The sequence below is a fragment of the Ensifer sp. GW821-FHT05G01 genome, from assembly GCF_059419585.1.
Genome location: NZ_JBWKSC010000001.1, coordinates 1,089,373 through 1,111,287, shown reverse-complemented (window position 1 = coordinate 1,111,287; position 21,915 = coordinate 1,089,373). Strand labels below are relative to the sequence as shown.

Annotated in this window: 22 protein-coding genes; 8 read left to right on the top strand and 14 right to left on the bottom strand. The window is 61.7% G+C overall.

Translation table 11 applies throughout. The annotated features are described in order from the left end of the window. Positions 1 to 226: 226 nt before the first annotated feature. From AC07UR_RS05415 to AC07UR_RS05405, 3 genes are all read left to right on the top strand, one after another. The gene (locus AC07UR_RS05415) at positions 227 to 2,431 is read left to right on the top strand and encodes a transglycosylase domain-containing protein (protein ID WP_173419369.1); all 2,205 of its coding nucleotides are present in this window, start codon (positions 227 to 229) and stop codon (positions 2,429 to 2,431) included. A 150-nt stretch (positions 2,432 to 2,581) separates the two neighbouring features. Beyond that, positions 2,582 to 3,169: a DUF1214 domain-containing protein gene (locus tag AC07UR_RS05410; RefSeq protein ID WP_173419368.1), complete on the top strand. Its 588-nt coding sequence runs from the start codon at positions 2,582 to 2,584 to the stop codon at positions 3,167 to 3,169. Next, positions 3,162 to 3,707: a DUF1254 domain-containing protein gene (locus AC07UR_RS05405; protein ID WP_209787041.1), complete on the top strand. Its 546-nt coding sequence runs from the start codon at positions 3,162 to 3,164 to the stop codon at positions 3,705 to 3,707. The genes AC07UR_RS05410 and AC07UR_RS05405 overlap by 8 nt, the downstream gene beginning before the upstream one ends. 226 nt (positions 3,708 to 3,933) lie before the next feature. Here the strand turns inward: AC07UR_RS05405 and AC07UR_RS05400 are convergent, their stop codons facing one another. The 3 genes from AC07UR_RS05400 to AC07UR_RS05390 all read right to left on the bottom strand — a co-directional run bounded on the left by AC07UR_RS05400 (position 3,934) and on the right by AC07UR_RS05390 (position 5,605). Beyond that, positions 3,934 to 4,107, bottom strand: a complete 174-nt coding sequence (locus tag AC07UR_RS05400; protein WP_171986895.1) for a hypothetical protein — start codon at positions 4,105 to 4,107, stop codon at positions 3,934 to 3,936. A gap of 313 nt (positions 4,108 to 4,420) precedes the next feature. Next, on the bottom strand, positions 4,421 to 4,705 hold the full coding sequence (locus tag AC07UR_RS05395) for a hypothetical protein (RefSeq protein WP_173419366.1): 285 nt from the start codon (positions 4,703 to 4,705) through the stop codon (positions 4,421 to 4,423). Between the two features lie 156 nt (positions 4,706 to 4,861). Continuing rightward, positions 4,862 to 5,605 carry an SH3 domain-containing protein gene (locus AC07UR_RS05390; RefSeq protein ID WP_209787043.1) on the bottom strand — a complete coding sequence of 248 codons (744 nt, stop codon included), beginning with the start codon at positions 5,603 to 5,605 and terminating at the stop codon, positions 4,862 to 4,864. Positions 5,606 to 5,899: 294 nt separating this feature from the next. Between AC07UR_RS05390 and AC07UR_RS05385 the strand changes: the two genes are divergently transcribed. Further along, on the top strand, positions 5,900 to 6,970 hold the full coding sequence (locus tag AC07UR_RS05385) for a DUF2336 domain-containing protein (RefSeq protein WP_209788428.1): 1,071 nt from the start codon (positions 5,900 to 5,902) through the stop codon (positions 6,968 to 6,970). 79 nt (positions 6,971 to 7,049) lie between these two features. Here AC07UR_RS05385 and AC07UR_RS05380 read toward each other — a convergent pair whose 3' ends face one another. From AC07UR_RS05380 to AC07UR_RS05370, 3 genes are all read right to left on the bottom strand, one after another. Next, positions 7,050 to 7,409, bottom strand: coding sequence for a DUF1491 family protein (locus AC07UR_RS05380; RefSeq protein WP_209788430.1), 360 nt, complete (start codon positions 7,407 to 7,409; stop codon positions 7,050 to 7,052). A 158-nt stretch (positions 7,410 to 7,567) separates the two neighbouring features. Further along, entirely contained in the window at positions 7,568 to 8,533 is a 966-nt protein-coding gene (locus AC07UR_RS05375) for a peptidoglycan-binding domain-containing protein (RefSeq protein ID WP_209787045.1), read from the bottom strand. Then, positions 8,505 to 10,082, bottom strand: coding sequence for a sensor histidine kinase (locus AC07UR_RS05370; protein ID WP_209788434.1), 1,578 nt, complete (start codon positions 10,080 to 10,082; stop codon positions 8,505 to 8,507). The genes AC07UR_RS05375 and AC07UR_RS05370 overlap by 29 nt, the downstream gene beginning before the upstream one ends. Before the next feature lie 636 nt (positions 10,083 to 10,718). Here AC07UR_RS05370 and AC07UR_RS05365 point away from each other — a divergent pair. The 3 genes from AC07UR_RS05365 (at position 10,719) to AC07UR_RS05355 (ending at position 12,721) form a co-directional block, all read left to right on the top strand. Continuing rightward, on the top strand, positions 10,719 to 11,174 hold the full coding sequence (locus AC07UR_RS05365; protein WP_209787047.1) for a DUF5330 domain-containing protein: 456 nt from the start codon (positions 10,719 to 10,721) through the stop codon (positions 11,172 to 11,174). Between the two features lie 214 nt (positions 11,175 to 11,388). Next, positions 11,389 to 12,105 carry a hypothetical protein gene (locus AC07UR_RS05360; protein ID WP_209787049.1) on the top strand — a complete coding sequence of 239 codons (717 nt, stop codon included), beginning with the start codon at positions 11,389 to 11,391 and terminating at the stop codon, positions 12,103 to 12,105. A gap of 193 nt (positions 12,106 to 12,298) precedes the next feature. Further along, the gene (locus tag AC07UR_RS05355; RefSeq protein WP_173419360.1) at positions 12,299 to 12,721 is read left to right on the top strand and encodes a SufE family protein; all 423 of its coding nucleotides are present in this window, start codon (positions 12,299 to 12,301) and stop codon (positions 12,719 to 12,721) included. 167 nt (positions 12,722 to 12,888) lie between these two features. Here the strand turns inward: AC07UR_RS05355 and AC07UR_RS05350 are convergent, their stop codons facing one another. From AC07UR_RS05350 to AC07UR_RS05315, 8 genes are all read right to left on the bottom strand, one after another. Beyond that, a complete protein-coding gene (locus AC07UR_RS05350) occupies positions 12,889 to 13,320 on the bottom strand; it encodes a Ros/MucR family transcriptional regulator (protein ID WP_065782210.1) in 432 nt (143 codons plus the stop codon). Positions 13,321 to 13,724: 404 nt separating this feature from the next. After that, positions 13,725 to 14,084: a monovalent cation/H(+) antiporter subunit G gene (gene mnhG / locus AC07UR_RS05345; RefSeq protein ID WP_173419359.1), complete on the bottom strand. Its 360-nt coding sequence runs from the start codon at positions 14,082 to 14,084 to the stop codon at positions 13,725 to 13,727. Further along, entirely contained in the window at positions 14,084 to 14,467 is a 384-nt protein-coding gene (locus AC07UR_RS05340) for a cation:proton antiporter (protein WP_209787051.1), read from the bottom strand. The genes mnhG and AC07UR_RS05340 overlap by 1 nt, the downstream gene beginning before the upstream one ends. After that, positions 14,464 to 14,937 (bottom strand): Na+/H+ antiporter subunit E, encoded by a 474-nt coding sequence (locus AC07UR_RS05335; protein WP_209788437.1) that lies wholly within the window; start codon positions 14,935 to 14,937, stop codon positions 14,464 to 14,466. Before AC07UR_RS05335 ends, AC07UR_RS05340 begins: the two co-directional genes overlap by 4 nt. Then, entirely contained in the window at positions 14,937 to 16,499 is a 1,563-nt protein-coding gene (locus AC07UR_RS05330) for a Na+/H+ antiporter subunit D (protein ID WP_209787053.1), read from the bottom strand. Before AC07UR_RS05330 ends, AC07UR_RS05335 begins: the two co-directional genes overlap by 1 nt. 7 nt (positions 16,500 to 16,506) lie before the next feature. After that, complete coding sequence (locus AC07UR_RS05325) at positions 16,507 to 16,884, bottom strand: Na+/H+ antiporter subunit C (RefSeq protein ID WP_209787055.1); 378 nt, start codon at positions 16,882 to 16,884, stop codon at positions 16,507 to 16,509. Further along, positions 16,884 to 17,303, bottom strand: coding sequence for a Na(+)/H(+) antiporter subunit B (locus AC07UR_RS05320; protein WP_209787057.1), 420 nt, complete (start codon positions 17,301 to 17,303; stop codon positions 16,884 to 16,886). Before AC07UR_RS05320 ends, AC07UR_RS05325 begins: the two co-directional genes overlap by 1 nt. After that, the gene (locus AC07UR_RS05315) at positions 17,300 to 19,660 is read right to left on the bottom strand and encodes a putative monovalent cation/H+ antiporter subunit A (protein WP_209787059.1); all 2,361 of its coding nucleotides are present in this window, start codon (positions 19,658 to 19,660) and stop codon (positions 17,300 to 17,302) included. Before AC07UR_RS05315 ends, AC07UR_RS05320 begins: the two co-directional genes overlap by 4 nt. 527 nt (positions 19,661 to 20,187) lie before the next feature. On the opposite strand from AC07UR_RS05315, the gene AC07UR_RS05310 reads away from it, so the two are divergent. Next, positions 20,188 to 21,804, top strand: coding sequence for an EAL domain-containing protein (locus tag AC07UR_RS05310; RefSeq protein ID WP_327795800.1), 1,617 nt, complete (start codon positions 20,188 to 20,190; stop codon positions 21,802 to 21,804). Positions 21,805 to 21,915: the final 111 nt, after the last annotated feature.

Genomic DNA, 21,915 nt, shown 5'->3' with positions numbered 1-21,915 from the left:
CGCACGTCTTATCAGACGTACAAAGGTCGCAGTAGCGATTTGAGTTTCTCCCTGCTTTGTCCTTCAGTCGGCGACGATCGAAGGAAACATGCAGAAGAGAAATTTCGCAGAAAATTGCCGGTTTTTTAAGGCCGCCGGCGCGATATGCAAGTAGAGTGAAATTTCGCGCCGCGCAAATATCGCGGGGCGCCGGCATGATGCCAAAAGCCTTCAGGACGTTGCGACCGTGCGGGAACCGAGGAAAGACGATAACCGGCCGAAGAAACGGCACATCTTTCTGAGAATCGATTCCTGGATCGATTCGACAGTCTGGAATGCCGGATTCAAACTCTCGCAATGGTGGGAGGATACGACGATTTTCTTCCGCCGCTTCCGCGTTACCGGCTGGAAGAAAGTGGTCTTCGAGGTGCTTGGCGAAGGCATGACCTGGGGCACGGCCGGCTCGGTGCTGATGCTGGCACTGGCGCTTCCGGCCTTCGAGGAAACCAAGGGCAACTGGCGGGCGCAAAGCGATTTCGCCGTAACGTTCCTTGATCGCTACGGTAACGAAATCGGCCATCGCGGCATCATCCACGAAGATTCCGTTCCGATCGACGAGCTGCCGGATCATCTGATCAAGGCGGTGCTTGCGACGGAAGACCGGCGCTTCTTCGACCATTACGGCATCGACTTTCTCGGGCTTGCCCGTGCCATGACCGAGAACGCGCGTGCCGGTGGCGTCGTCCAGGGCGGCTCGACCCTGACCCAGCAGCTTGCCAAGAACCTGTTCCTGTCGAACGAGCGCACCATCGAGCGCAAGATCAAGGAAGCATTTCTGGCCATCTGGCTCGAATCCAACCTGTCGAAGAAAGAGATCCTGCGGCTCTACCTCGACCGCGCCTATATGGGCGGCGGAACATTTGGTGCGGCGGCAGCGGCGCAGTTCTATTTCGGCAAGGCGATCACCGACGTCAACCTGGCGGAATCCGCCATGCTTGCCGGCCTGTTCAAGGCGCCTGCGCGCTACGCGCCGCACGTCAACCTGCCGGCCGCCCGCGGCCGTGCCAACGAGGTTTTGACAAACCTCGTCCAGGGCGGACTGATGACCGAAGGCCAGGTGATTGCAGCACGTCTCAACCCGGCAACCGTCATCGACCGCGCCCAGGTGAAGGCGCCCGACTTCTTCCTCGACTGGGCCTTCGACGAAGTGCAGCGCATCGCCCGGCCGTTTGCCCAGCATTCGCTGATCGTGCGTACCACCATCGACATGGGGCTGCAGAACGCGGCCGAAGATTCGGTCGAATCCAGCCTGCGCCAATACGGCGAAAGCTTCCATGTGAAACAGGGCGCGCTGGTCATGGTCGAAAACGGCGGCCCAGTCCGGGCGATGGTTGGCGGCCGCGACTATGGTGAGAGCCAGTTCAACCGCGCGACGCGGGCGCTGCGCCAGCCCGGCTCTTCCTTCAAGGTCTACACCTACGCGGCCGCGATGGAAAAAGGCATGACACCCGAGACGATCGTCGTCGATGCGCCGATCACCTGGCGCGGCTGGTCGCCGCAGAATTACGGCCGCAGCTACGCGGGCCGCATCACCATCCTGACGGCGATCGCCAAGTCGATCAACACGATCCCTGTGCGTCTCGCCAAGGACAAGCTCGGCACTGAACTGATCGTGCAGACCGCCAAGAACATGGGCATCGAGACGCCGCTGCGTACCGACAAGACGATGCCGCTCGGCACCTCCGAAGTGACGGTACTCGATCAGGCGACCGCCTATGCCGTGTTCCCGGCAGGCGGGCTGCAATCGCGCCGGCACGGCATCAGCCAGATCCTGAACTATGACGGCGACATCCTCTACGACTTTTCCCGCGATGAACCGCCGGCCAAGCGCATCCTGTCCGAACAAGCCAATGCGTCGATGAACTCGATGCTGACACAGATCCCGGTGATCGGCACGGCACGCAAGGCGGCACTCGACAACGGTATCGTCACGGGCGGCAAGACCGGCACCACCCAGGCCTACCGCGATGCCTGGTTCGTCGGCTTCACCGGCGATTACACGACCGCGGTCTGGTTCGGGAACGACGACTATACTTCGACCAACAATATGACCGGCGGGTCGCTGCCGGCGATGACCTTCAAGAGGTTGATGGACTATGCCGAACAGGGCATCGACCACCGCCAGATTCCGGGAATAACCAATCCCGCACCTGCCCCGAGCAAGCAACCACAGGTCGCCAACGCCAAGCCGGATGAAAATGCCCTGCCTCCACTTGTGCGGCCGCGCTCTCTTTCGGCGGATGTCACGCGGTTGCTGCGTTCCGTGGGCGAAACCTTCGAGAAAGCTCCCGCCTTGAAAGCGCCAGAGAAGAATGGCGGCAAGGTGGCTGTCCTCGGCGCCGCCGACGGTGGATCTACCCAAGAGGGTCTCCCGAATGCCGCCAGCAACTGAACGCGCTCGAAACCTTGATGTCAGAGACCGGATCGATGCTGGCTGCCAGCTCGGCACAATGATCGCCGTTGCGTCGCGCGCGCGTATGGGCGAGACATGGGCAGCGCTGCGCCGTGCCGCGACGCATAACCATATTCGATAGAGCCGCCATTGTTCCGAATTCCCCTCCTCGCCGCCCTTGCCCTTGCCATCGCCTTCGGCGGCGGCATCGCGTCGGCCGTCTGGGCGCTGAAGGCGACGGTCGGTTTCGGCGCCATATCGATCGGCCCGTGGGTTGCCTTTCCCGAGGCACAGACCGATAAGGCCGACCCCTATGCCAAGGCGCACCGCGCCCGGGCCGGCGAACTGCTCTACGGCGGCGCCGAAGGGTTGATGTTCATGGCCCAGGTCGATGACAAGGGAGACAAGCTTTCGGCGGCCTGCTCCTACGATGTCACGGGGCTGACGCCGCAAGCTCGGTTCTGGACGCTCTATGCTGCGAATGCCGACGGCGTCCCGTTGCGCCCCGGCTCGGATCTGCCTTGGGCCATCAATTCATGGACGGTGCTGCGCGCCGAAGACAGTTCCTTCAGCATCCATGTCTCGCCGAACGCCAAGCCGGACAACTGGGTGGCATTGCGGCATTCAGGCACCTTCCGGCTCATACTGACGCTGCTCGATACACCGACCGCAGGCTCCTCCGGCCTCATCGATCTCGCAATGCCGAAGGTCGTGAAAACGGGATGCGGCGATGCGTAGTGTTCTGTTCGCCTCCATCCTTGGCCTCGTGGGCGCGGCACTGCTGCATATCGTCATCGTGCTGGTGCTGCCGCAGTTTACCGGTCGTGACGCCTATACGCGTGTGCTCGGCCTTCTCGAGATGGACAGCTTCTTTTCCTTGACCAGCACGCCCGGGCCGACGGGTCTCAGCAATGACGACCCTTACCTGCGCACGGCGGTTTGCAGCTTTTCCATCGCCGATGGACCGGCGCGTTTCCTCGCCAGCGGCTCGGTTCCCTTCTGGTCGCTCGCCGTTTTCGACAGCAGCTCCAACGAAGTCTTCAGCATGAACGACCATACCGCCGTCAACGGCAGGCTGGATCTTGTGGTCGCGACGCCGATCCAACTGGTTGAACTGCGCAAGGCGCCGCCGGAAGCCCTGGCGCAATCGATCATGGTGGAGATGAAGGAAGAGGATGGCTACGCGGTGCTGCGCGCCATGGCGCCGCTTGACAGCTTTGAAGACCAGGTGCGGAATTTCCTGGCGGAATCAAGCTGCGAGCCGTTCCGGCGCTGACGCATGTCGCGCGAAAGCAAAAACTTAAATCGCCATAAGTATACCGGGGCGATCACGCGTCGGGCCGTGCAATCTGATCGTCAGAAGATCCGACCTTCAGTCTCGCCGTTTCTATTCAAATGTCGTGAAGAAGATGATCGCGTCCGCACAGACGGAGCGTTGTCAGCACGAACAAAGCCGTGCTTAAGCCGGCCGATGGGGCCGACACATGGCGGTGGCTAGAAGCCTACTGCTTTTTGATCCGACGTCCGTCAGGCGCGGTTGGCTGCGGGTCGCGGCCGTCGAGACGCTCGTAGCGGATGCCGGTAAACAAAAGCACTTTCGCTCCGCCCGATATGGCCGGAGGCCTGCGTGGTGGCATTTGGACCTTGCGGTCCTCAATTCTGATCACGTCTGCCATGCTCGTCTCCATAAAGGCTTGAGACGGATGAACTACCGTACAGATTTCACCCTGCCCTTTCGGGGCCAGCGCATTTTCCCGGGCATAACCCGGACAGGCGCGCTTTTCTCATCTTCTCCTTCTTCCGGTCGCCCGGAGGTTGCGGCTTGCTCGAGTGGTACAGACCAATCATAGACGGTCCGCTTCGATTGAGCCATAGGCTGGTTAACAGATGGTTAACGCCGCATCTGCGCCCCGAACCTAAGGGCAGTATGTCCCCCGGAAAAACAAAACACTGTATCCGGGGTAACAGCTTTGGGCGGACGGAGAACGGCTAGCGCCTGGATAACAGGCCAAAGAGGAACGAAACACCGGCAACGGTCAGAAGCGTCGAAATCGGCTCTTCGCGGACGCGCTCGCGCACCCGCTCCGTCATCAATTCCGCTTCACCCTGCACCACCGCCTTGGCACCAGTACCTATCGCCGAAACGGTCTCGGTCAGTCGGCTGATCTCGGCGCGCAACTCCGCAATCTGCGCCTCCAGCTCGACCCGGGCTGCCGATGTTTCCACTTCACTTTCGATCGTGTCAGCCACCGCCTGCAGTTTCTTTTCTACCATTGTAACGCTCCTTCTCTTGCCCGGCCTCAACGCATCGAAACAACAATGGTTCCGACGACAAGCCGAAAGCCCGTGCGAAAACGAAAACGGGCGACCCAAGGGCCGCCCGTCTGAAAGCGAGGGCAAAACCGCCCGCCGCTCTTCATTTCACGCACATCATTCTACGCAGGATGGGTCCATCGCCTGGCATCGAATGAGCGGGGCTGGGCGCGCGCCGCCATAACCATCCTCGAAATCTTCCCGGACACGGACGCCGTCGCGATCACGGCGACGCTCCCATTCGCGGCGGTTGTCGCCGCCCGCCTGATCGTCCCAACGTTCGCCATCCCTTCGGTTGCGCTCCCAGTTCTGGCGATCTCGATCCCGTTCGCGCTGCTCGCGCGCCTGGTCGCGCGTCCACTCGCGCTCCTGCCGGGCGCGGTCGCGTTCCCAGTCGCGGCGATCACGGTCGCGCTGACGCTCCCAGTCCCGCGGGCGACGGTTGTCGTCGACCCAATCCGGCCCGCGGCGCCAGCGGTCACGGTCTCGATAGAAGTCACGGCTGCGATAGTTGCGATCCCAGTAGCGATCAAACTGGAAGACCACCGTCGGGATACCGAGCGGGCGGTAATATTGCGGTTCGACATAGACCCTGTTGCGGCGATAGTTCGCCTGCACGTAGCGCCCCGCTACCCAGCCGCGGCCGCCATAAAAGGAAACGTCGCACCAGGGTAGGTCGGCAAGGCAGCCGTGGATTTCAACGGACTCGCCGGCCGGGATCATCGACACCGCCGGATAGCGCGTGCTTGGACCGGACCGCATATTGACGTTGGCAGTTGCAAATCCCTCTGCAGCCTCGGCGATCGCCGGCGCCAGGAAAAGCGCGCATATGGCCGCCGCGCGCAACACTATTTTCTTCACAGTAAGCTGTCTCCCATCGGAAGGCCCCTCTTCACTAAGCCTTCTTGCGTCGGCGGGCGTCCGGAACCCTTCACCGTCACCGCGATCACTTAAAGCCGCTTGTGGATTTTTTAAGGCTGGAGGCGATCGAACCCACAGCAAGCAAGGCTTTACGGCAGAAACCACACAAAACCGCCGGCGGCTTGCGCGCCGCAAGCCTGAATAAAGCCCCAACCTCCATAGTTAACAGTACGCTAACGCTTTTCTTTTATTTTTAGTGACGTGTGCCGTTCCGGGTCGCCGGCAATGGCAATCATGTTTTGCGTGCAAGGATTTATCGTGACGGATCGCTTTCGTGAGTTGGAAAGGCCACAGACGGGCCGCTTGAAGGACGTCGTCCTGATGGCAACCGTCAGCGGTTTCGAGAGCCTGCGAATTCCGCGCAAGTCCGACATGAAGCAGTTTTCCGAACTGTTCGAACCCCTGTTCCTCGGCTCCAGCAGCGAAGCGCGCCGTCAGGCCGCCGCCGCGCTGTCGCAATGCCCTCATGTTCCCGAACCGGTCGCAGCTTTGATCGGCAGCATGCCGATCTCGATCGCCGCCATTTTCCTGACCCGTTCGCAAGCGCTTTCGGATCGAACGCTCATCGGCATCATCCGCCAGCACAGCCCGGCGCATGCCAGCGCGATTGCGCGCCGTGCCGCCCTCTCCCCGTCCGTCATCGATGCCCTGGTCGAACACCACAACCCCGCGGGTCTTTCCGCCCGCCCAGACGTGCAGCAACGACCAGTCACGGCTCCGTCAGCTTCGGCCGAGCCGGATGCCGACGCCGAAGTGGATCGAGCCGCGCGCGAGGAGAGCCTGCGCGCGGAGATAAAGGCGCTTGCGCGTACCGGTGCGCGCGAAGCCGCGTCCACCATCGTCCCGATCAGCGGGCTGCACAGCGCGCTGCTGGTGCGTTTTGCTCGGAGCGGTGAGATCATCCTGTTCTCTCGTGCGCTGGCGACGGCGCTCGATGCCGGCGGCCCTCTGGTCGAGCGCATTCTTCTCGACGTCTCCGGCCAGCAGCTGGCGACGAGCCTGATTGCCCTTTCGCTGCCAAGCGACGATCTCATCTTCGTCCTGCAATCGCTCTATCCGCATCTCGCCGAGCGCATCGGCGGGGCCAGCCGCGCGGAAGCCTTGACCGGCACAATGGACCCGAAGTCAAGCAGAGAGCGGCTTGACGCCTGGCTGCAGTCGGACGCGCGGGAAGAGGCGCCCACAGCACGGCATCAGGCCTATCTTGCCGACGACCATGCCAATGATGCCCGCCAGCCCGCCATCCGCAAGGTCGCTCCGGCCATCGGTGGCGCCAGGGCGCAACGTGTGTTCGGCCGCCGATAGTTTTCAGCCGCAGCCAGCTCTGTGCACGACCGAGCACGTTCCATTCCAAGTGGAAAGGCAAGCGCCTCTCACTGATGTTTCAAGAGAGATTTTTTCCCTCGTCCGGCACGACATCGAACAGATCGGCGCGGTCATCCAGTTCGATCTCGACGATCCAGCAATCCGGATCGAAGCGGATTTCGCGAGCAAGCGCATCCTCCACCGCATCGCCGTCACGATCCTTCAGCCGCGTCTCGAACTTGCGGCCGGTATCGGCGTCGTCTTCGAAGAAATTTTGCGGCGCCGGCGCAAACAGCGTCTCGGTCCCCATGCGCTTACGCTGGCGGATGAAGATCGCGCCGGCGTCCTCCGCCCCTTTGCGCAGGACGGCCGCATACCCCCCGAGCGCGAAAGCACGGCGTAGCAAGGCGGAGACGAAGATGTGGGATTTGAGGCGCATGGTGATGCCTGTACACGGGCGGCGGCGGGCTTGCAAACCGGATGCGCCGCGAGGAAGCACCGCGGCCTCCCAAGTCGTTGGCTGGCGCGCCTGCACGACGCATCAAAGACGCCGTGCCATGGGCACCCCGGTTGCCTGACCTTGCCGGAGACGATGCGTCAGAGCGCGCCGATCTCCTTGAGCTTCTTCAGTACTTTGGGATTGGGCTCGCCGGTCTGCGGCAGGCGGTAGTGCTTTTCGAAATGGCGGATCGCAGCGCGTGTCTGATCTCCGGCAACGCCGTCGACGACAATGTCGGCGTAGGCGAGATTGCTCAACCCCTTCTGGATGTTCAGCACCAGTTCGCTGGAAACCGGGATTTCGGCCCGCGGGATCAGCATCTTGTCCGTCTCTGCCGAACGGATGGCGGCAGCGACCGGGTCAACGTCGGCAACGGCCTGTTTCGGGTCGGCGTAGGGCCGGTTTGCAGGCATGGCGGCTGCTAGCTTCGGGCCCGACGTGGCGCGCAGCGAGTGCAGAAGCTCGGCGCTCGCGATCCCCGTCTGGGGCCGCCCGGCCTGTTTCTCGAACCGCAGGATGGCGGCCGACGTGCGTGGGCCCGGGCGCCCATCCGGCACGCCATCGTAAAGGCCGATGCGGCCCAATTCCTTCTGGACGTCTGCGACCAGCGGCGAAGCGGATGTGTCCGGCACGGAGGCGACCCGCTCGGGCGTCGGCTTTTCCAGCGGCGCTTCGGATGAGGTGGCTGCAATCACGTCTTCGACGCTCTCCGCGTCTTTGTCGCCCTCGCGCTTGATGACGAAGGTCGTGACATTGCGCGGTTCGATCTCGGCGCCCTTGGCGACGGCGATGCGCTCGGCCGTCTCGGGACTGACGAGCGGTACGCGGGTGCGAAGCAGAGGTGATGGATGTGAGCCGTGCTGATACCACATGGCGTTGGCGGCAACGAACGAGAACACAACGGCAAAGGCAGCCGTACCGCCGGCACTCAAGGGGTGGCGGGCGACCACCCGTCCGGCAAGCGCAACACCTCGGCCGGCGAGAGCCAGCCCACGCATGGCAAGGCCTGGCGCGGGACGCGCCGCCTTCTTGCGTTCAGGCTGTTTTCGCTTGCGCGGCGTCATATCCCCGTTCCTCGTTCGAACCCATCCTTTCGAATCGGTCGCCATCAGCAACCGCCTGCGTGTCGTTATCTCTCAGCCGCGGCGGAAATTCGACAGTCACGGCCGAGCGCTGTTCTTCGCGGTTGGCCTCGACGATGCCGGAGCCGTCACAAGGCAGAGTAACGGTAATCACCGTGCCTTCGCGTTCACGGCTACGGATCGTAATCTCGCCACCGTGAAGCGCCACGAGGCCCTTGACCAGCGACAGACCGAGGCCGGTGCCCTCGTAGCGGCGGGTGTAGTCGTTCTGGATCTGGACGAAGGGCTGTCCCAACATCTGCAGTTTGTCGGCGGCGATGCCAATACCGGTGTCGCTGACCGTTAGCTTCAGGGAAGGACCGTCAAGCTCGGCGTCGATCGTCACCATGCCGCCCTGATCGGTGAACTTGATGGCGTTCCCGACAAGATTGATGAGAACCTGCTGGAACGCACGCTGGTCGGCATTGATCTCGCCGACGTTGCGGGTCACCCGGCTTGCCAGCTTGACCCCCTTCTCCTGCGCCTGATGCGACAGCATTGCTTCGCAGGCGGAGACCGCTTCGACCACGCGGAAGGGTTCAGGAACCAGTTCGTAGCGGCCCGCCTCGATCTTGCTCATGTCGAGCATGGTGTTGACGACGGACAGAAGGTGTTCGCCCGACTGGTGGATCAGGCTGACATATTCGCGCTGGCGATCGTTCTCCAGACGGCCGAAATATTCTCCGGTCAAGACATCGGAGAAGCCGAGGATGGCGTTGAGCGGCGTACGCAGCTCGTGGCTGACGGCGGCAAGGAAACGGGTCTTGGCATCGTTTGCCGATTCCGCTTCCGCCGTTCTCGCCGCCGCTTCGGCGCGCAGCCGCGCTTCCTGCGAGACATCGCGCGACTGCGCAAGGATCGCCTTCAGACCGCCGTTGCGATCGAGAAGCGGTGCAAGCTCGCAGCACATATGAACGAATTGTTCGCCTTCCGTCGGCTGCGAACGACGCTCGATGCGAATGTTGACGGTCGCCCGCTCGCCGCCCTGGCGCAGAATGTCGATCGCGCTCAGGAACGTGATGCGGTCGGAGACATGGATCTGCTCGATGAAGCCGCGGCCAGCCGGGTCGCGCATCAGCGTCAAATGCTCGGCGGCGTCGCGGCCATGCACGGAGAGAACATTGCCACGCAGGTCGTGCACGGTGACGAGACCGGCGAAAAGGTCGTAGGCGGCCGAAAGATCAGGAAGCTCGTGTGTCGCCGCATCGAGATCAAGCGTCTCGCCACCTTGCTTGCCACGCCCACGCGCAATGGCAGCTGCAGCGGCCAGCAGCGAGGCGGACGCCCAGAGGGCTGTGCCGAGCGGCAATGCGGAGGAAACGGGCATGGCGAGTGCGAGTGCAAGCGGGACTGCCGGAAGCGTGGTCAGGGACACTGCAGCGACCGTGCGCAGACGCTTGAGGTCCCGGCGGCCGACGGCGGAGCCGGCCTCGCGGCGGGGCAGCCACAGGGCAGCGGCCTCGTCCACGCGGGACGTCCATCTGCCAACCATGTCACGCAATACGCTCACGCCTTACCCTGCCACATTTGTTGTTCTTGCGAGACTGAGCGTGACCGTTTTCCGCTTCATGCGGGCCGCCATTCGAACTGCCTCGTGACATGTCGGAATCTCGCATCCCCGGCTTAATGAAAGAATAAGCGGGACTGTCCCGGAACGGCGCCAAATGCCTGAAAAATCCCGTTTTGAGGCAATTCGCGTGACCTTCATTTCTTGTGGTTAACGGGGCGTAAGCAACGGATTTCCGTGCATTTTCCGCCTCTCGTTAAGGATTTGGGCAAGGCGCTCCGGTGCCGTTGCCTACGCTTTCAGGCTTTGCCGGCGGACCGCCGCCACGATCCTTAACGGCAAAAGCTAAAATGCGACACAAATGCCAGGCAAATCCTCAAAATCGGGAATTTCATTAAAATTCGAAACAAATGCTGCGGGTTTTTGAAAAGCGGTCTTGTGATTCCCTGCCTAATGTCCGTCTCAACAAAGGGCCGGACGACGAAAGACGGCGGTCCTCATGGAAACGACGGCGGGCGTGAACGGGTATCAGGGGATACAGCGGCGCTCCAGGATGCCGAAGGCGGAAAAACCGGCTAGAAGACCGGCGGGCGCGGCAGCCGAATACAGGATGGGCAGAACATGTGGTTTCTCATCAAGGCGACATTCTGGTTTTCGATGGTACTGGTGCTGCTGCCGTTCCTCGATCCGTCGAGCGCGGAGAAGCTGGAGCACGGACCTAAGGTCGAGCTCGGCGATACTTTCTCTGCCGCCAACGAGGCCTTCCAGTACATCAGCGCCATCTGCATCCAGAAGCCTGACGTCTGCGAGAAAGGTGCTGAAACCTTCGTCGCTCTTGGCCACCGGGCTCGTGAAGGCGCCCGCATCGCCTACGAATTCCTCGACACGCAGTTCGCCGAGACCGATGCGATTAAGCCCGACGCCAAGGTAACGACCGGAACCGTGGGCCAGGTGGCCGAGACCGCCGATCAACTGGCAGCTCCCGTCGAACAGACTGCCGCGGAGGCTGCTCCAGTTTTCAAGCGGACCCCGGTTCCGGAAAAGCGCCTCGATCCCAAGGCATCGCTGACCCAGTAAGCATTTCTTCCGGCAACAGCAGGTCCGTCCAACCGCCGCCGAAACATCCTTTGACACTGCCTGACTTGCCGCCTTCATGCGGCCGCCGCGAGGAACCCATCCCCTCGCGGCGTTTTTCTTTTTTCGGGCTGCAACCGAGGGGCGGTCCAGCGACAGGCTCGCACAAGACATGGCTGTTTAGGTCCCCGCACATTCAGCGGAGACTACTGCCCCGATGCAGATATACGGGTTCTTTTCAAATGCCGGCGCGACGCGTGCGACCACAACCGGATCGCCAGCCGCGACCGATGCGGCAGCGCTGGAGCAAAAGAACGGGTCTCCTCTTCTCAATCTCTTGCGCGCGGATGAAGAAACCACTGCCAGCCGCAAGGCCGTGGCCAAGAAGAAGCTGGACGAGCTGAAGGAACAACTGCGAATGCTGCGGTTTTGGGCTTCGGACCCGGAAACGCTCGCGCGGCTTGCAAAACAGCTGGCCCAGCAGCTTGGCGCCGCCGCACAGCAATTCGCCGGCGGTGGCTCGACCGGCATGACAGGCGGAGGCAGCGACGCCACGGCAACAACGGCTGCCATGGCGGCGATGCAGGCAAGTACAGCCGAGGCGGCAAATGCAGGCGGCGAAGAAAGCAACGATCACGACAAGCCGCAGCCTTCGTCCTTCGTGGAGCGCGCCTATCGCGAATTCAGCTCCGACGGCTCGCAGGACAGCTCCGACGCAAGGACGATCGCGGAGTTCAAGGCGCTTGCCGAGCAGCTCAAGCAAGTGCTGAGGAAGGCAGAACAGGATCTGCGCGCCAAAGGTGCGGGCAACGATGCGGATGACGCGAGAAAGGCAAGCAACACCCTCGCCACCTCGATGGCATCTCTCGATGCGGCGGGCACAGCCGGCGCGACTGCCAGCGCCGTAACAATTCCCACAAGCGTTTCGATCTAGCGCAGCAGCTTCGACCGAAATGAGCGCTGACGCATCCGAGTGGCGATTCGCGGTTCTCATCTGTGCTACCATCACCTATATGAACGTCACGCCGATCGCGATGCCGTCAGGGCTGGCGAGGATCGCGCGGTATAGGCATCGCTCTCGAGCGGCGACGGGCGCCGCCTGATGGTGCCGACAATCGGACTGGACCATGACCACGCTTGACCAGATTATCGACGACTTCGCCTTCCTCGACGAATGGGAGGATCGCTACCGCTATGTGATTGAACTCGGCAAAGCTCTGCCCGAGATGCCGGAAGCCAAGCGCACCGGCGAGAACAAGGTGCAAGGCTGCGCCAGCCAGGTCTGGCTCGCCACCCAGGCGACCGGTGACCCGGAAGATCCCGTACTGATCTTCGAAGGTGAATCCGATGCGCACATCGTGCGCGGATTGGTCGCCATCGTGCTGACGATCTATTCCGGCAAGCATGCCTCCGAGATCGCCAGGCTGGATGCGATCGATACGTTCAGCAAGATCGGCCTGATCGAGCACCTGTCGACGCAGCGCGCAAACGGCCTGCGCTCGATGATCCGGCGGATCAAGAATGAAGCCGAGACGCGCCTCGCCGCGTGAGATCACGGCTGCGGCTATCCTCGGAACCAAGCCTTGTGAATAGCCACACTTTCCCAAACCACAAAAGATAAAGGCCGGGCAAAAGCCCGGCCTTTATATGAACTTACGCTCCGCCCCTCAAACCAAACCAGCGCAGAGCGCGATCACGGCGATGAACGGCGGTTTGCTTACTTGCCGCGACGCTTGCGACGCTGGCCGAGGCCCATTTCCTTGGCGAGGCGCGAACGGGCTTCGGCGTAGGCCGGAGCAACCATCGGGTAGTCAGTCGGCAAGTCCCACTTCTCGCGATATTCTTCCGGCGACAGGCTGTGATGCGTCATCAGGTGGCGCTTCAGAGACTTGAACGTACCGCCACATTCGAGGCAGGTGATCTGGTCGTCCTGAACGGATTTGCGGACCGATACGGCCGGCTTCGGCTTTTCGACGGGAACCACGACCGGCGCCGGCGCCGCCGTGTTGTTGAGAGCCGAATGAACGTCGGCGATCAGCGTGGAGAGCTCGGCGGCCGGAACGACATGGTTGCTGACATAAGCGGAAACGATCTCAGCCGTCAGTTCAACCAGAAGTTCATGGCTCGCGCCAAGCGTTGTTTCAGTCATTTCTTTCTCCTATCGGAATTCAGCACAAGCCCGAAAACATTTCAGGGGGAGGAATACATGCAAATGCCGTCGGGAAGCCTTCGCTGCCTTGGGATAGACCATCAATCGCACGACAAGGACAAATTCTTGCCGCAATATCAAGAGTTGGAATTTTGATCACGAAACCTATTGCCGAGTCGCTGGAACAACCAACCTCTCAAAGCAACAGCCAATATTCACAACTCAAGCTGGAATTTCAGCTCTAAGTATTTTCCACGACGACACTTTACATTTACTCGATTAACACTGATCAGTGAAAATTCCAAACATAAATTTGGCCGCCGCTAGCAACTTTATTTCGAAATTGCTAACGCGGCCGCGGTCTATCGGAATGTTCTGAAATACAAAAACAGAAACGTTGCCGTTCAATGCCGGCGCGGCTCTTCCTTTTGCGGAAGCTGATCTATGACCGACTGCTTCGTCAGCCTGTAACCCGCCTGATGAGCGGCCTTTGCCAATAGATGGGCGGAAATGGGGGCCGTCAGTACGAAGAAGAAACATCCCGCCAACGCCCGAAACAGTATTGCCACATCGAGCGAATGCAGTCCCGCGGCCAAAAGCAGCAGGCCCGAGCCAACTGTCCCGGCCTTGGAGGCCGCGTGCATGCGGGTGTACAGATCGGGGAAACGCACGATGCCAATCGCTGCGAGCAAGGAAAAGACGGCGCCGCCGACAAGCAGTACGGCAACGGAAAGCGTAATGATCGTCTCGAAGGTCGCTTCCATCAGCGTGCCCCCTTGCGTTTGCGCCTGTTACTTTTCGCCCTCGGCGACCGCCCCCCTTTGCCTGCATCTGGCGCAGCCTGCACCAGGCTGCCCTTCTCCGGCGACAGACCGCGTGCCAGAACAAATCGGGCAAAGGCGATGGTTGCAAGGAAACCGACCAGCCCCAGGGCAATGGCGATATCGATGTAGAGATTGAAGCCGGTGCGGATGGCAACGACCGCGATCAGACCGATGGCGATGGCTACGAGCATATCGAGGCCGAGAACGCGATCGGGCAGTGTCGGGCCGCGGATGATGCGCCAGACGGTCACCAGCAGCGCCACGGACAAAAGCACAAGCGCGAAGCCGGTGGCGGTCGAAAGTATCTGGTCCGGCAGCGTCATTCGAAAGCCTCCTTGATCCGGCGCTCGAAACCATTGGCAATATCGCGCCTGAGGCCACCGGGATCCGCACAATCAAGGGCGTGAACATAGAGGGTCTTGCGATCCTCGGAGACGTCGACGGAAAGTGTACCCGGCGTCAGTGTGATGAGGTTGGCCAGCAGTGCTATCTCGAAATCGCTCTTGACGGTCAGCGGGTAGGAGAAGATGCCTGGCTTCAGCCGCATTTTCGGCTGGACGACCATGAATGCGACCTTGGTCGCCGAAACCGCCAGCTCCTTGAAGAACAACGCGGTCAACAGCAGGATCTTCAGCGGTCGGACCGGATAGGCGACAGGCTGCAATTCGCGCCGGATCAGCCACAGGGACAGCGCGCCGACGGCAAAACCAAGCAACAGGTTCGGCACGCCGAGGCTGCCGCTGATCGCAGCCCAGATCGCGGTGAAGACCAGATTGATCCAGAGGAACTTGATCATCGGGCAGCTCCCGGGAAGACCGAGTTCAGATATCCGGACGGTTCGGATAGGCCGGCGGCGGCACTCTGGATCGTTGCCAGCAGCGGCTCGGGATAAAGGCCGATCGCGAGCGTCAGCAACGTCAGCACGCCCAAAGGCAGGAGAATGGTCGCCGGGATCTGCGCCTTGTCCGTTGCCCCCTGCCCTCCGGCCGTGTCCCGCCAATAGGCAAGCAGGAAGAAGCGGCCGGTCGCGATCGTCGTCAGGAAGCCGGTGACGAGCAGTGTGGCCGCAAGCCACCAGGCGCCAATGTCGAGTGCTGCCTTGACCAGCATGACCTTCGGCCAGAAGCCGGAGAACGGCGGCAGGCCGGATACGGCAAAGGCGAGCATCAGGCTGATGGCGGCAAATCCAGCATGGCGGCGGTAAAGACCTGATAGCGACGATAGCGAGAAGCTGCCGCCAAGCTTCGCTGCGACGCCCGAGGCGAAGTAGAGCGCCGTCATGACAAGCATCGAATGCAGCGCATAGAAGACCGCGCCGCCGATGCCGCCCGGCCCGCCAACGGCAACGCCAGCAAGGATCGAACCGATGCCGGAGATCACGAGATAGCCGAGCATGCGACGGAAATCGGACTGTGCGAGCGCGCCGAACACGCCGACGAGCATCGTCAACGCCCCGATCACCGCGATGACGAAGCTGAGTTCTTCCCGCTCCACCGGCAAGAGCATCACGGTCACGCGGATCAGCGCGTAGATGCCGACCTTGGTCAACAAGCCAGCGAAGAGTGCCGACACGACGACGCGCGGCGTGTGATAGGACGCCGGCAGCCAGAAATTGACGGGGAATGCGGCCGCCTTCATCCCGAAGGCCAGCAGGAACAATGCTGTCAGCGTCATCAACGGCGCGGTGCCGCGCAGGCCTTCCGCCTTGCGGGCGATGTCGGCCATGTTGAGCGTTCCGAAGCTTGCATAGAGATAGCCGGTGGTGACCAGGAACAGCGTCGTCGCGACGAGGTTGAGGAAACCATACTTCACCGCGCCATCGATCTGCTCGCGCTCGGAGCCGAGCACGATCAGGCCGAAGGACGAGATCAGCAGCACCTCGAACCAGACGTAGAGATTGAAGATGTCACCGGTCAGAAACGCACCGGAGACGCCGGCCATCAGTAGCATCAGGAAAGGATAGAAACCGTATCGCCGGCCGCTGTCATTGATGTCGGAGAGCGAGTAGACGCCGCCGGCAAGTGCTACGACGGACGCCGTAAGTGCAAATAGTGCGCCGGTGAGATCGACGGTAAAGGCGATACCGAAGGGCGGCAGCCAGCGCCCCATCACCATCGTCACCGGGCCGCTCGCGATCACATGGTGCAAAAGCAACCCGTCGATCACCACCAGGCCCGCAAGCCCCGCAATGGTGATGAACGGATGCAGGCCGATCGGGCGGCGCAGCATGACCAGCAACGCGCCGATCGCCAGGCACCAGGCAACCGGGAGGATCACCAGCCAGTCGGCTGCCGCAACCGGCTCGAGAACGAGGGCAGCAGAAAGATCGGCGGGGGGTGAAGTCGAAACGGCCATGTGTCGGTCAGTATCCAAGCGGGGGAGCCGGCTCTTCTTCCGGCTCGGCGACGCGCATTTCGTCGGTATTGTCGGTCGAAAGATCCTCGTAGGCGCGCCAGGCCAAAACGAGCAGGAAAGCGAAGAAGGAGAACGAAATGACGATCGCCGTGAGGATGAGAGCCTGTGGCAGCGCGTTGGCCGCCGATCCGGTGAGCGTATCGGCACCCTCCTGAATGACGGGCGGCACGCCGCGCGTCAGCCGGCCGCCGGTAAAGATCAAGAGGTTGACGCCATTGCCGAGGATCGCCACGCCCAACAGGACGCGAATGATGGACTTCGACAGAAGCAGATAGATGGCGACAGTGAAGAAGATGCCGACCAGCAGCGCAAACCAGGTTTCCATCATTCGCCTCCCCGCTCTTCGAGCGACAGGGCGATCGAGCTGATGGCACCGACGACGACCAGATAGACGCCGCAATCAAACAGCGTCACCGTCGATAGCGGCACTTCCACGCCGAGCAAGGAGGGATAGATCCAAAGCCCGGTCATGAAAGGCACGTGGGCCGCGATCGAGATCAATCCGGCGATAGTGGCCGCAAACAGGCCTGCACCGGCGATCGCCATCGGGTGGAAGTAGATCGCGCGACGCACGGTCTCGACGCCGCAGGCGATACCGTAGATCGCCAATGCCGACACGGCAATCAGTCCACCGATGAAGCCGCCGCCCGGCTCGTTGTGCCCGCGCAGCAGCACGAAGATCGAAAACAGAACCATCAGACTGGTCAGAAACGGTGCGACGGCCCGGAAAATCACCGATCTCATGTGCGTTCCTCCGCATCCGGGTCATTGTCGGCGATGCGCCGCAACGCGCCGGCCCTGAGGCGAACCAAGGACAGGATGGCGAGACCGGTCACCATGACGACGGCGATTTCGCCAAGCGTGTCCGTGCCGCGGAAATCGACGATGATGACGTTGACGACATTGGCGCCATGCGCGATCGTTTTCGAATAGAGGTTGAAGAAGTCGGTCAACGAGGCGTCGAAGGGCACGCCGGTCACTTTCAAGAGCATCAGCCCGAAACCGATACCGCAGGCAAGCGCGATCGTAAGATCCGGCACCTTCTGAACGAGCGGCCGATGATCGGAGGGTGCGAGCCTCAGCCGCGTCATCACCAGTGCCAGCACGACGACCGACAGGGTCTCGATCATGAACTGGGTAAAGGCGAGGTCCGGCGCACCATAGAGCAGGAAAATGACAGCAACGGCAAAGCCCTGGATGCCGAGCGAGACGATCGCGGTCAGCCGATCGGAAGCGAGCACGACGGCGAAAAGGCCGATGACGGCAATCGCCATGATCGCCAGCTCATGCAGCGGCACGTCGGCGGCGAAGAACGGTGCGCGCGGCAGTTCGCCATAGTAAAGCGGTGCGCCCAGCAGCACGGCGGCAACCAGGATGAATGTCACCGTCATATAGACATCGAGCCGGCCGGATTGCAGCCGGCGGGTCAAAGCGACGGAAAAGCGCACAAGCCCGCGCATGAACTGGTCGAAACCACGATCCGGTCCCCAGCCAATGTCACTGAGGATAGTGGCGATGAAGGCGCGCAGGCGGGCAAGGTTGAGATAAAAGATCACGCCGAGGGCGATGGTGACACAGGACAAAGCCAGCGGCACGCCGATATGGGGAACGATCGAAATCGTGACCTGTCTGCGCTCGCCGGCAATCGCCGTTGCCATCGGCGTCGACACGAGCTCGTGGGCGAGGCCGGACAACAGGGCAGCTGACAGCCCCTTGGCAGCCAGAAGCGCCGGGCCGAGCCACAGAAGCACCGGCGCCTCATGCGCGGACTTCGGTGTTTCGGTCTTTGCGCCCACGAAGGGCTTGAGCGCAATGGCAAACGCGACGGCAAACATCAGCGCATTGCCGAGGATGGCGAGCGCCGCGAAAACCATCGCGCGCCGGTCCAGGCTGGCCAGCGCGTAATAGATTTCTTCCTTGGCGAGGAAGCCGAAAAACGGCGGCAAGCCACCCATCGAAAGTGCCGCTGCGAGTGCGATCACGAATGTCAGCGGCATGGCGGAGCGTAAGCCGCCGAGCTTCGTCACGTCGCGGGTCCCGGTTTCATGGTCGATGATGCCGGCAACCATGAACAGCGCGCCCTTGAACAGCGAATGCGCCACCAGATAGAGCGCCGCCGCCTCGATCGCATGCGGGAAGCCGATCCCGGTCAGCATGACGAGCAGACCAAGGGATGCCATGGTCGTATAGGCGAGCATCAACTTCAGATCGGTCTGTCGGCAGGCGAGAACTGCGCCAATGACGAGCGTCGCGCCGCCGAAGAGCGGCAGCAATATCTGCCATTCCGGCGTTCCGCCAAGCACCGGGTTGAGGCGCATCAGCAGGTAGACGCCGGCCTTCACCATTGTCGCGGAGTGCAGGTAGGCCGAGACGGGCGTCGGCGCCTCCATCGCGTTGGGCAGCCAGAAATGGAAGGGGAACTGGGCGGACTTGGTGAAGGCACCACCGAGCACCAGCAGCAGTGCCGCGAGATAGAAGGGGCTCGCGCGCATCTCCGAACCGAAGGACACCAGCAGCGAGAGCTGGGTGACGCCGGTGACATTCCAGATGACCAGCAGGCCCGCGAGCAGAAACAACCCACCTCCCCCGGTAACCACAAGCGCCTGCAGGGCGGCACGCCGGGCGGCCTCCCGCGAATGGTCGAAGCCGATCAGCAGGAAGGAGGTAATCGATGTCAGCTCCCAGAAAACGAAGAGCATCAGGAAGCTGTCGGACACGACGAGCCCGAGCATCGATCCCATGAACATCAGGATGAAGGAGAAGAACCGACCCTGCTGCGGATGTCCCTTCAGGTAGCCGCCGGAGTAGAGCACGATCAGCGTGCCGATGCCGGCGATCAGCAAAACGAAGGTCAGGGACAGGCCATCGATCAGCCAGGAGAAACTGACATTGAAGGAGGGGATCCATTCATAGCCACCGGTAACGATCTCGCCACGAGAGACTTCAGGCAGAAAGCGCGTGAAGTGCAGGACGATCGCCGCAGGAAAAAGCGCGAGAATCCAGGCAGCGTTGTGTCCGAGCAGGCGGGTCAGCAGCGGCGCGACAAGCGCACCGACAAACGGAAGCGACAAGGCCAGCAATGTCAGGGCGGCAGCATCCATCGTCCGGGCGCGCTCCTTTGCGATTTGATTGTCGGATCAAACGAATACCCGACATAAAAGATGGGTACACGCGCCTCAAGCCTTATTCGGGGAAAATCGACGTTATGCGCTGTTAACTCCAGAAAAGCCGGTAAATCTCCGGTTTTCTTGTGAGATTTGCGGCCATGATCGCGGGCCGAGGCGAAACCGTCCGATATATGGCAACGCATTCGCACACTCAGGGTCATCGCTACCGTTCAACCGGCGAATGCGATTAACGTGTTGTTGGCAACGTCCAGCCTTATCGGTCGCAAGAGATGCATCGCATCTGGTACTTCGTCGTGATGCAACGGCAATAAGTGAGCTTCGATACGAACCCGAAACCTCTGGCGTGCGCATTTGAGAATCGTCAAGTGCGCTATTTTTCAAGGACTAAAGCCATCCTTCGTGCTTCCTGGCGAGCACGTCATGGTCTAGATCGGTCGCCATCGCTGATCGATTGATGCAACGAATTGCACAGCGCTTCTCTTGAGCTCACGAGGTCTGGCTTGGAACGGTCCTACATTGTGGCGATGACCAGTGTGCTCGCGGCGCTGGGTGCCATCCTGCCGATCGCCGCCGCGTTTTATCTATCCTGGTCGGTCGCCACCAACAGGGAGGAGACCCGCCTCAGTCGTCTCGCAGAGTATGCGCTGGTGCGTGCCGATACGGCGCTCGGCGAAGCGACCTCGGCGCTCAAGTCTGCCGACCAGTTCAGCTTCGCGCCCTGCTCCCAGGCCCATATCGCGGCGATGCGCACCCTTGTCGTCAACACGCGCTCCGTCGAAGACATCGGCTACTTCGAAGGCGACGAGCTCAAATGCACTTCGTGGGGCAAACCGGAATCGACCATCGGTCGCGGGCCAGTCGACTTCACCACGGCCAGCGGCATCGGCGTGACGGCTCGGGTTCACCCAACGATCAGCAACGGTCGGGCGATGCTGGGATTGCGATATCGATCCTACAGCGTGCTGACCGATCCGGCACGGCTTGTCGACGTGCTCGCTTCTCCGGATACGCGCCTTGCGATCGCCAGTGACACGGGCACCCTCGTCAGCGCATTGAACGCGCCGGACGCTTCGCTGATCAAGCGGCTGGTCGAGCATCCGCAGACCGGCAGCGATGCGGACAATCTCTTTGCCACCGCGAGCGGCTCCGGCTGGATCGCGATAGCAACGTCGTCAAGGGCGTCGCTGCTGAACGATCTCGGCCGCGAACGCCTGCTGCTCCTGCCGCTCGGCGCGATTGTCGCCGCATTGATGGTTGGCCTCGTCCTCTGGCTGTCGCGACGACGGCTCTCGCCGCTCGGCGAACTCTCAATCGCCGTACATCGCCGTGAATTCATCGTGCATTATCAGCCGCTCATCGAGATGAAGACCGGCATCTGCGTCGGTGCGGAAGCGCTCGTGCGCTGGCGCAGGCCCGACGGCTCGCTGGTCAGGCCTGACACCTTTATCCCGCTTGCGGAGGAAAGCGGCCTGATCCAGGCCATTACTGATCAGGTCATCGACGGGGTCATTGGCGATCTCGGCGCGGTCCTCGTCGCCGACCGTTCGCTGCACATCGCCATCAATCTCTCGGCCGACGACATCAAATCCGGGCGTGTCCTGCCCGTCATCCAGGCAGAGCTCGCGAACTCCGGCGTCCTCACCGAGCAGATCTGGCTCGAGGCCACCGAACGCGGCTTCATGGATGTGAAATCCGCCCGAGCAACGATCGAGGAAGCCCGTCGACTTGGCCATTCCGTGGCGATCGACGATTTCGGCACGGGCTATTCCAGCCTGCAATATCTACAGGACCTGCCGCTCGACGCATTGAAGATCGACAAGTCTTTTATCGATACCGTCGGGCTCGTCTCGGCCACGAGCGCCGTCACCCCTCATATCATCGACATCGCCAAATCGCTGAACCTCTACATCGTCGCCGAAGGCATCGAACGACAGGAGCAGGCGGATTATCTGCTCGAACGCGGCGTGCACTACGGCCAGGGCTGGCTTTATTCCAAAGCCTTACCCGCGCAAGAGTTCATCGCGTTCTACAACGAGAGCAAACGCGTTCACGGTACCGGCCCGACTGTAATCCGGCGAGATTTTAACGAGGTGCCGCCGGGCGTCGGAGGTGGTTGAGACCACACCTCGCATCGCATCTGATCGAGCTGAAGTTCCGCTGTCGGACACAGCCCAGACTGATCGCAGCCTGCCGGCACGCGAGCGTGATTTGCGGCGCGCCGCCAGCGA

Excerpts from the sequence above, each read along its gene's own strand:
- AC07UR_RS05405 (WP_209787041.1), top strand. The coding sequence starts at position 3,162 with ATGCGTAGTGTTCTGTTCGCCTCCATCCTTGGCCTCGTGGGCGCGGCA.
- AC07UR_RS05400 (WP_171986895.1), bottom strand. The coding sequence starts at position 4,107 with ATGGCAGACGTGATCAGAATTGAGGACCGCAAGGTCCAAATGCCACCA.
- AC07UR_RS05395 (WP_173419366.1), bottom strand. The coding sequence starts at position 4,705 with ATGGTAGAAAAGAAACTGCAGGCGGTGGCTGACACGATCGAAAGTGAA.
- AC07UR_RS05385 (WP_209788428.1), top strand. The coding sequence starts at position 5,900 with ATGTTTTGCGTGCAAGGATTTATCGTGACGGATCGCTTTCGTGAGTTG.
- AC07UR_RS05380 (WP_209788430.1), bottom strand. The coding sequence starts at position 7,409 with ATGCGCCTCAAATCCCACATCTTCGTCTCCGCCTTGCTACGCCGTGCT.
- AC07UR_RS05375 (WP_209787045.1), bottom strand. The coding sequence starts at position 8,533 with ATGACGCCGCGCAAGCGAAAACAGCCTGAACGCAAGAAGGCGGCGCGT.
- AC07UR_RS05370 (WP_209788434.1), bottom strand. The coding sequence starts at position 10,082 with ATGGTTGGCAGATGGACGTCCCGCGTGGACGAGGCCGCTGCCCTGTGG.
- AC07UR_RS05365 (WP_209787047.1), top strand. The coding sequence starts at position 10,719 with ATGTGGTTTCTCATCAAGGCGACATTCTGGTTTTCGATGGTACTGGTG.
- AC07UR_RS05360 (WP_209787049.1), top strand. The coding sequence starts at position 11,389 with ATGCAGATATACGGGTTCTTTTCAAATGCCGGCGCGACGCGTGCGACC.
- AC07UR_RS05355 (WP_173419360.1), top strand. The coding sequence starts at position 12,299 with ATGACCACGCTTGACCAGATTATCGACGACTTCGCCTTCCTCGACGAA.
- AC07UR_RS05350 (WP_065782210.1), bottom strand. The coding sequence starts at position 13,320 with ATGACTGAAACAACGCTTGGCGCGAGCCATGAACTTCTGGTTGAACTG.
- mnhG (WP_173419359.1), bottom strand. The coding sequence starts at position 14,084 with ATGGAAGCGACCTTCGAGACGATCATTACGCTTTCCGTTGCCGTACTG.
- AC07UR_RS05340 (WP_209787051.1), bottom strand. The coding sequence starts at position 14,467 with ATGACGCTGCCGGACCAGATACTTTCGACCGCCACCGGCTTCGCGCTT.
- AC07UR_RS05330 (WP_209787053.1), bottom strand. The coding sequence starts at position 16,499 with ATGGCCGTTTCGACTTCACCCCCCGCCGATCTTTCTGCTGCCCTCGTT.
- AC07UR_RS05325 (WP_209787055.1), bottom strand. The coding sequence starts at position 16,884 with ATGGAAACCTGGTTTGCGCTGCTGGTCGGCATCTTCTTCACTGTCGCC.
- AC07UR_RS05320 (WP_209787057.1), bottom strand. The coding sequence starts at position 17,303 with ATGAGATCGGTGATTTTCCGGGCCGTCGCACCGTTTCTGACCAGTCTG.
- AC07UR_RS05315 (WP_209787059.1), bottom strand. The coding sequence starts at position 19,660 with ATGGATGCTGCCGCCCTGACATTGCTGGCCTTGTCGCTTCCGTTTGTC.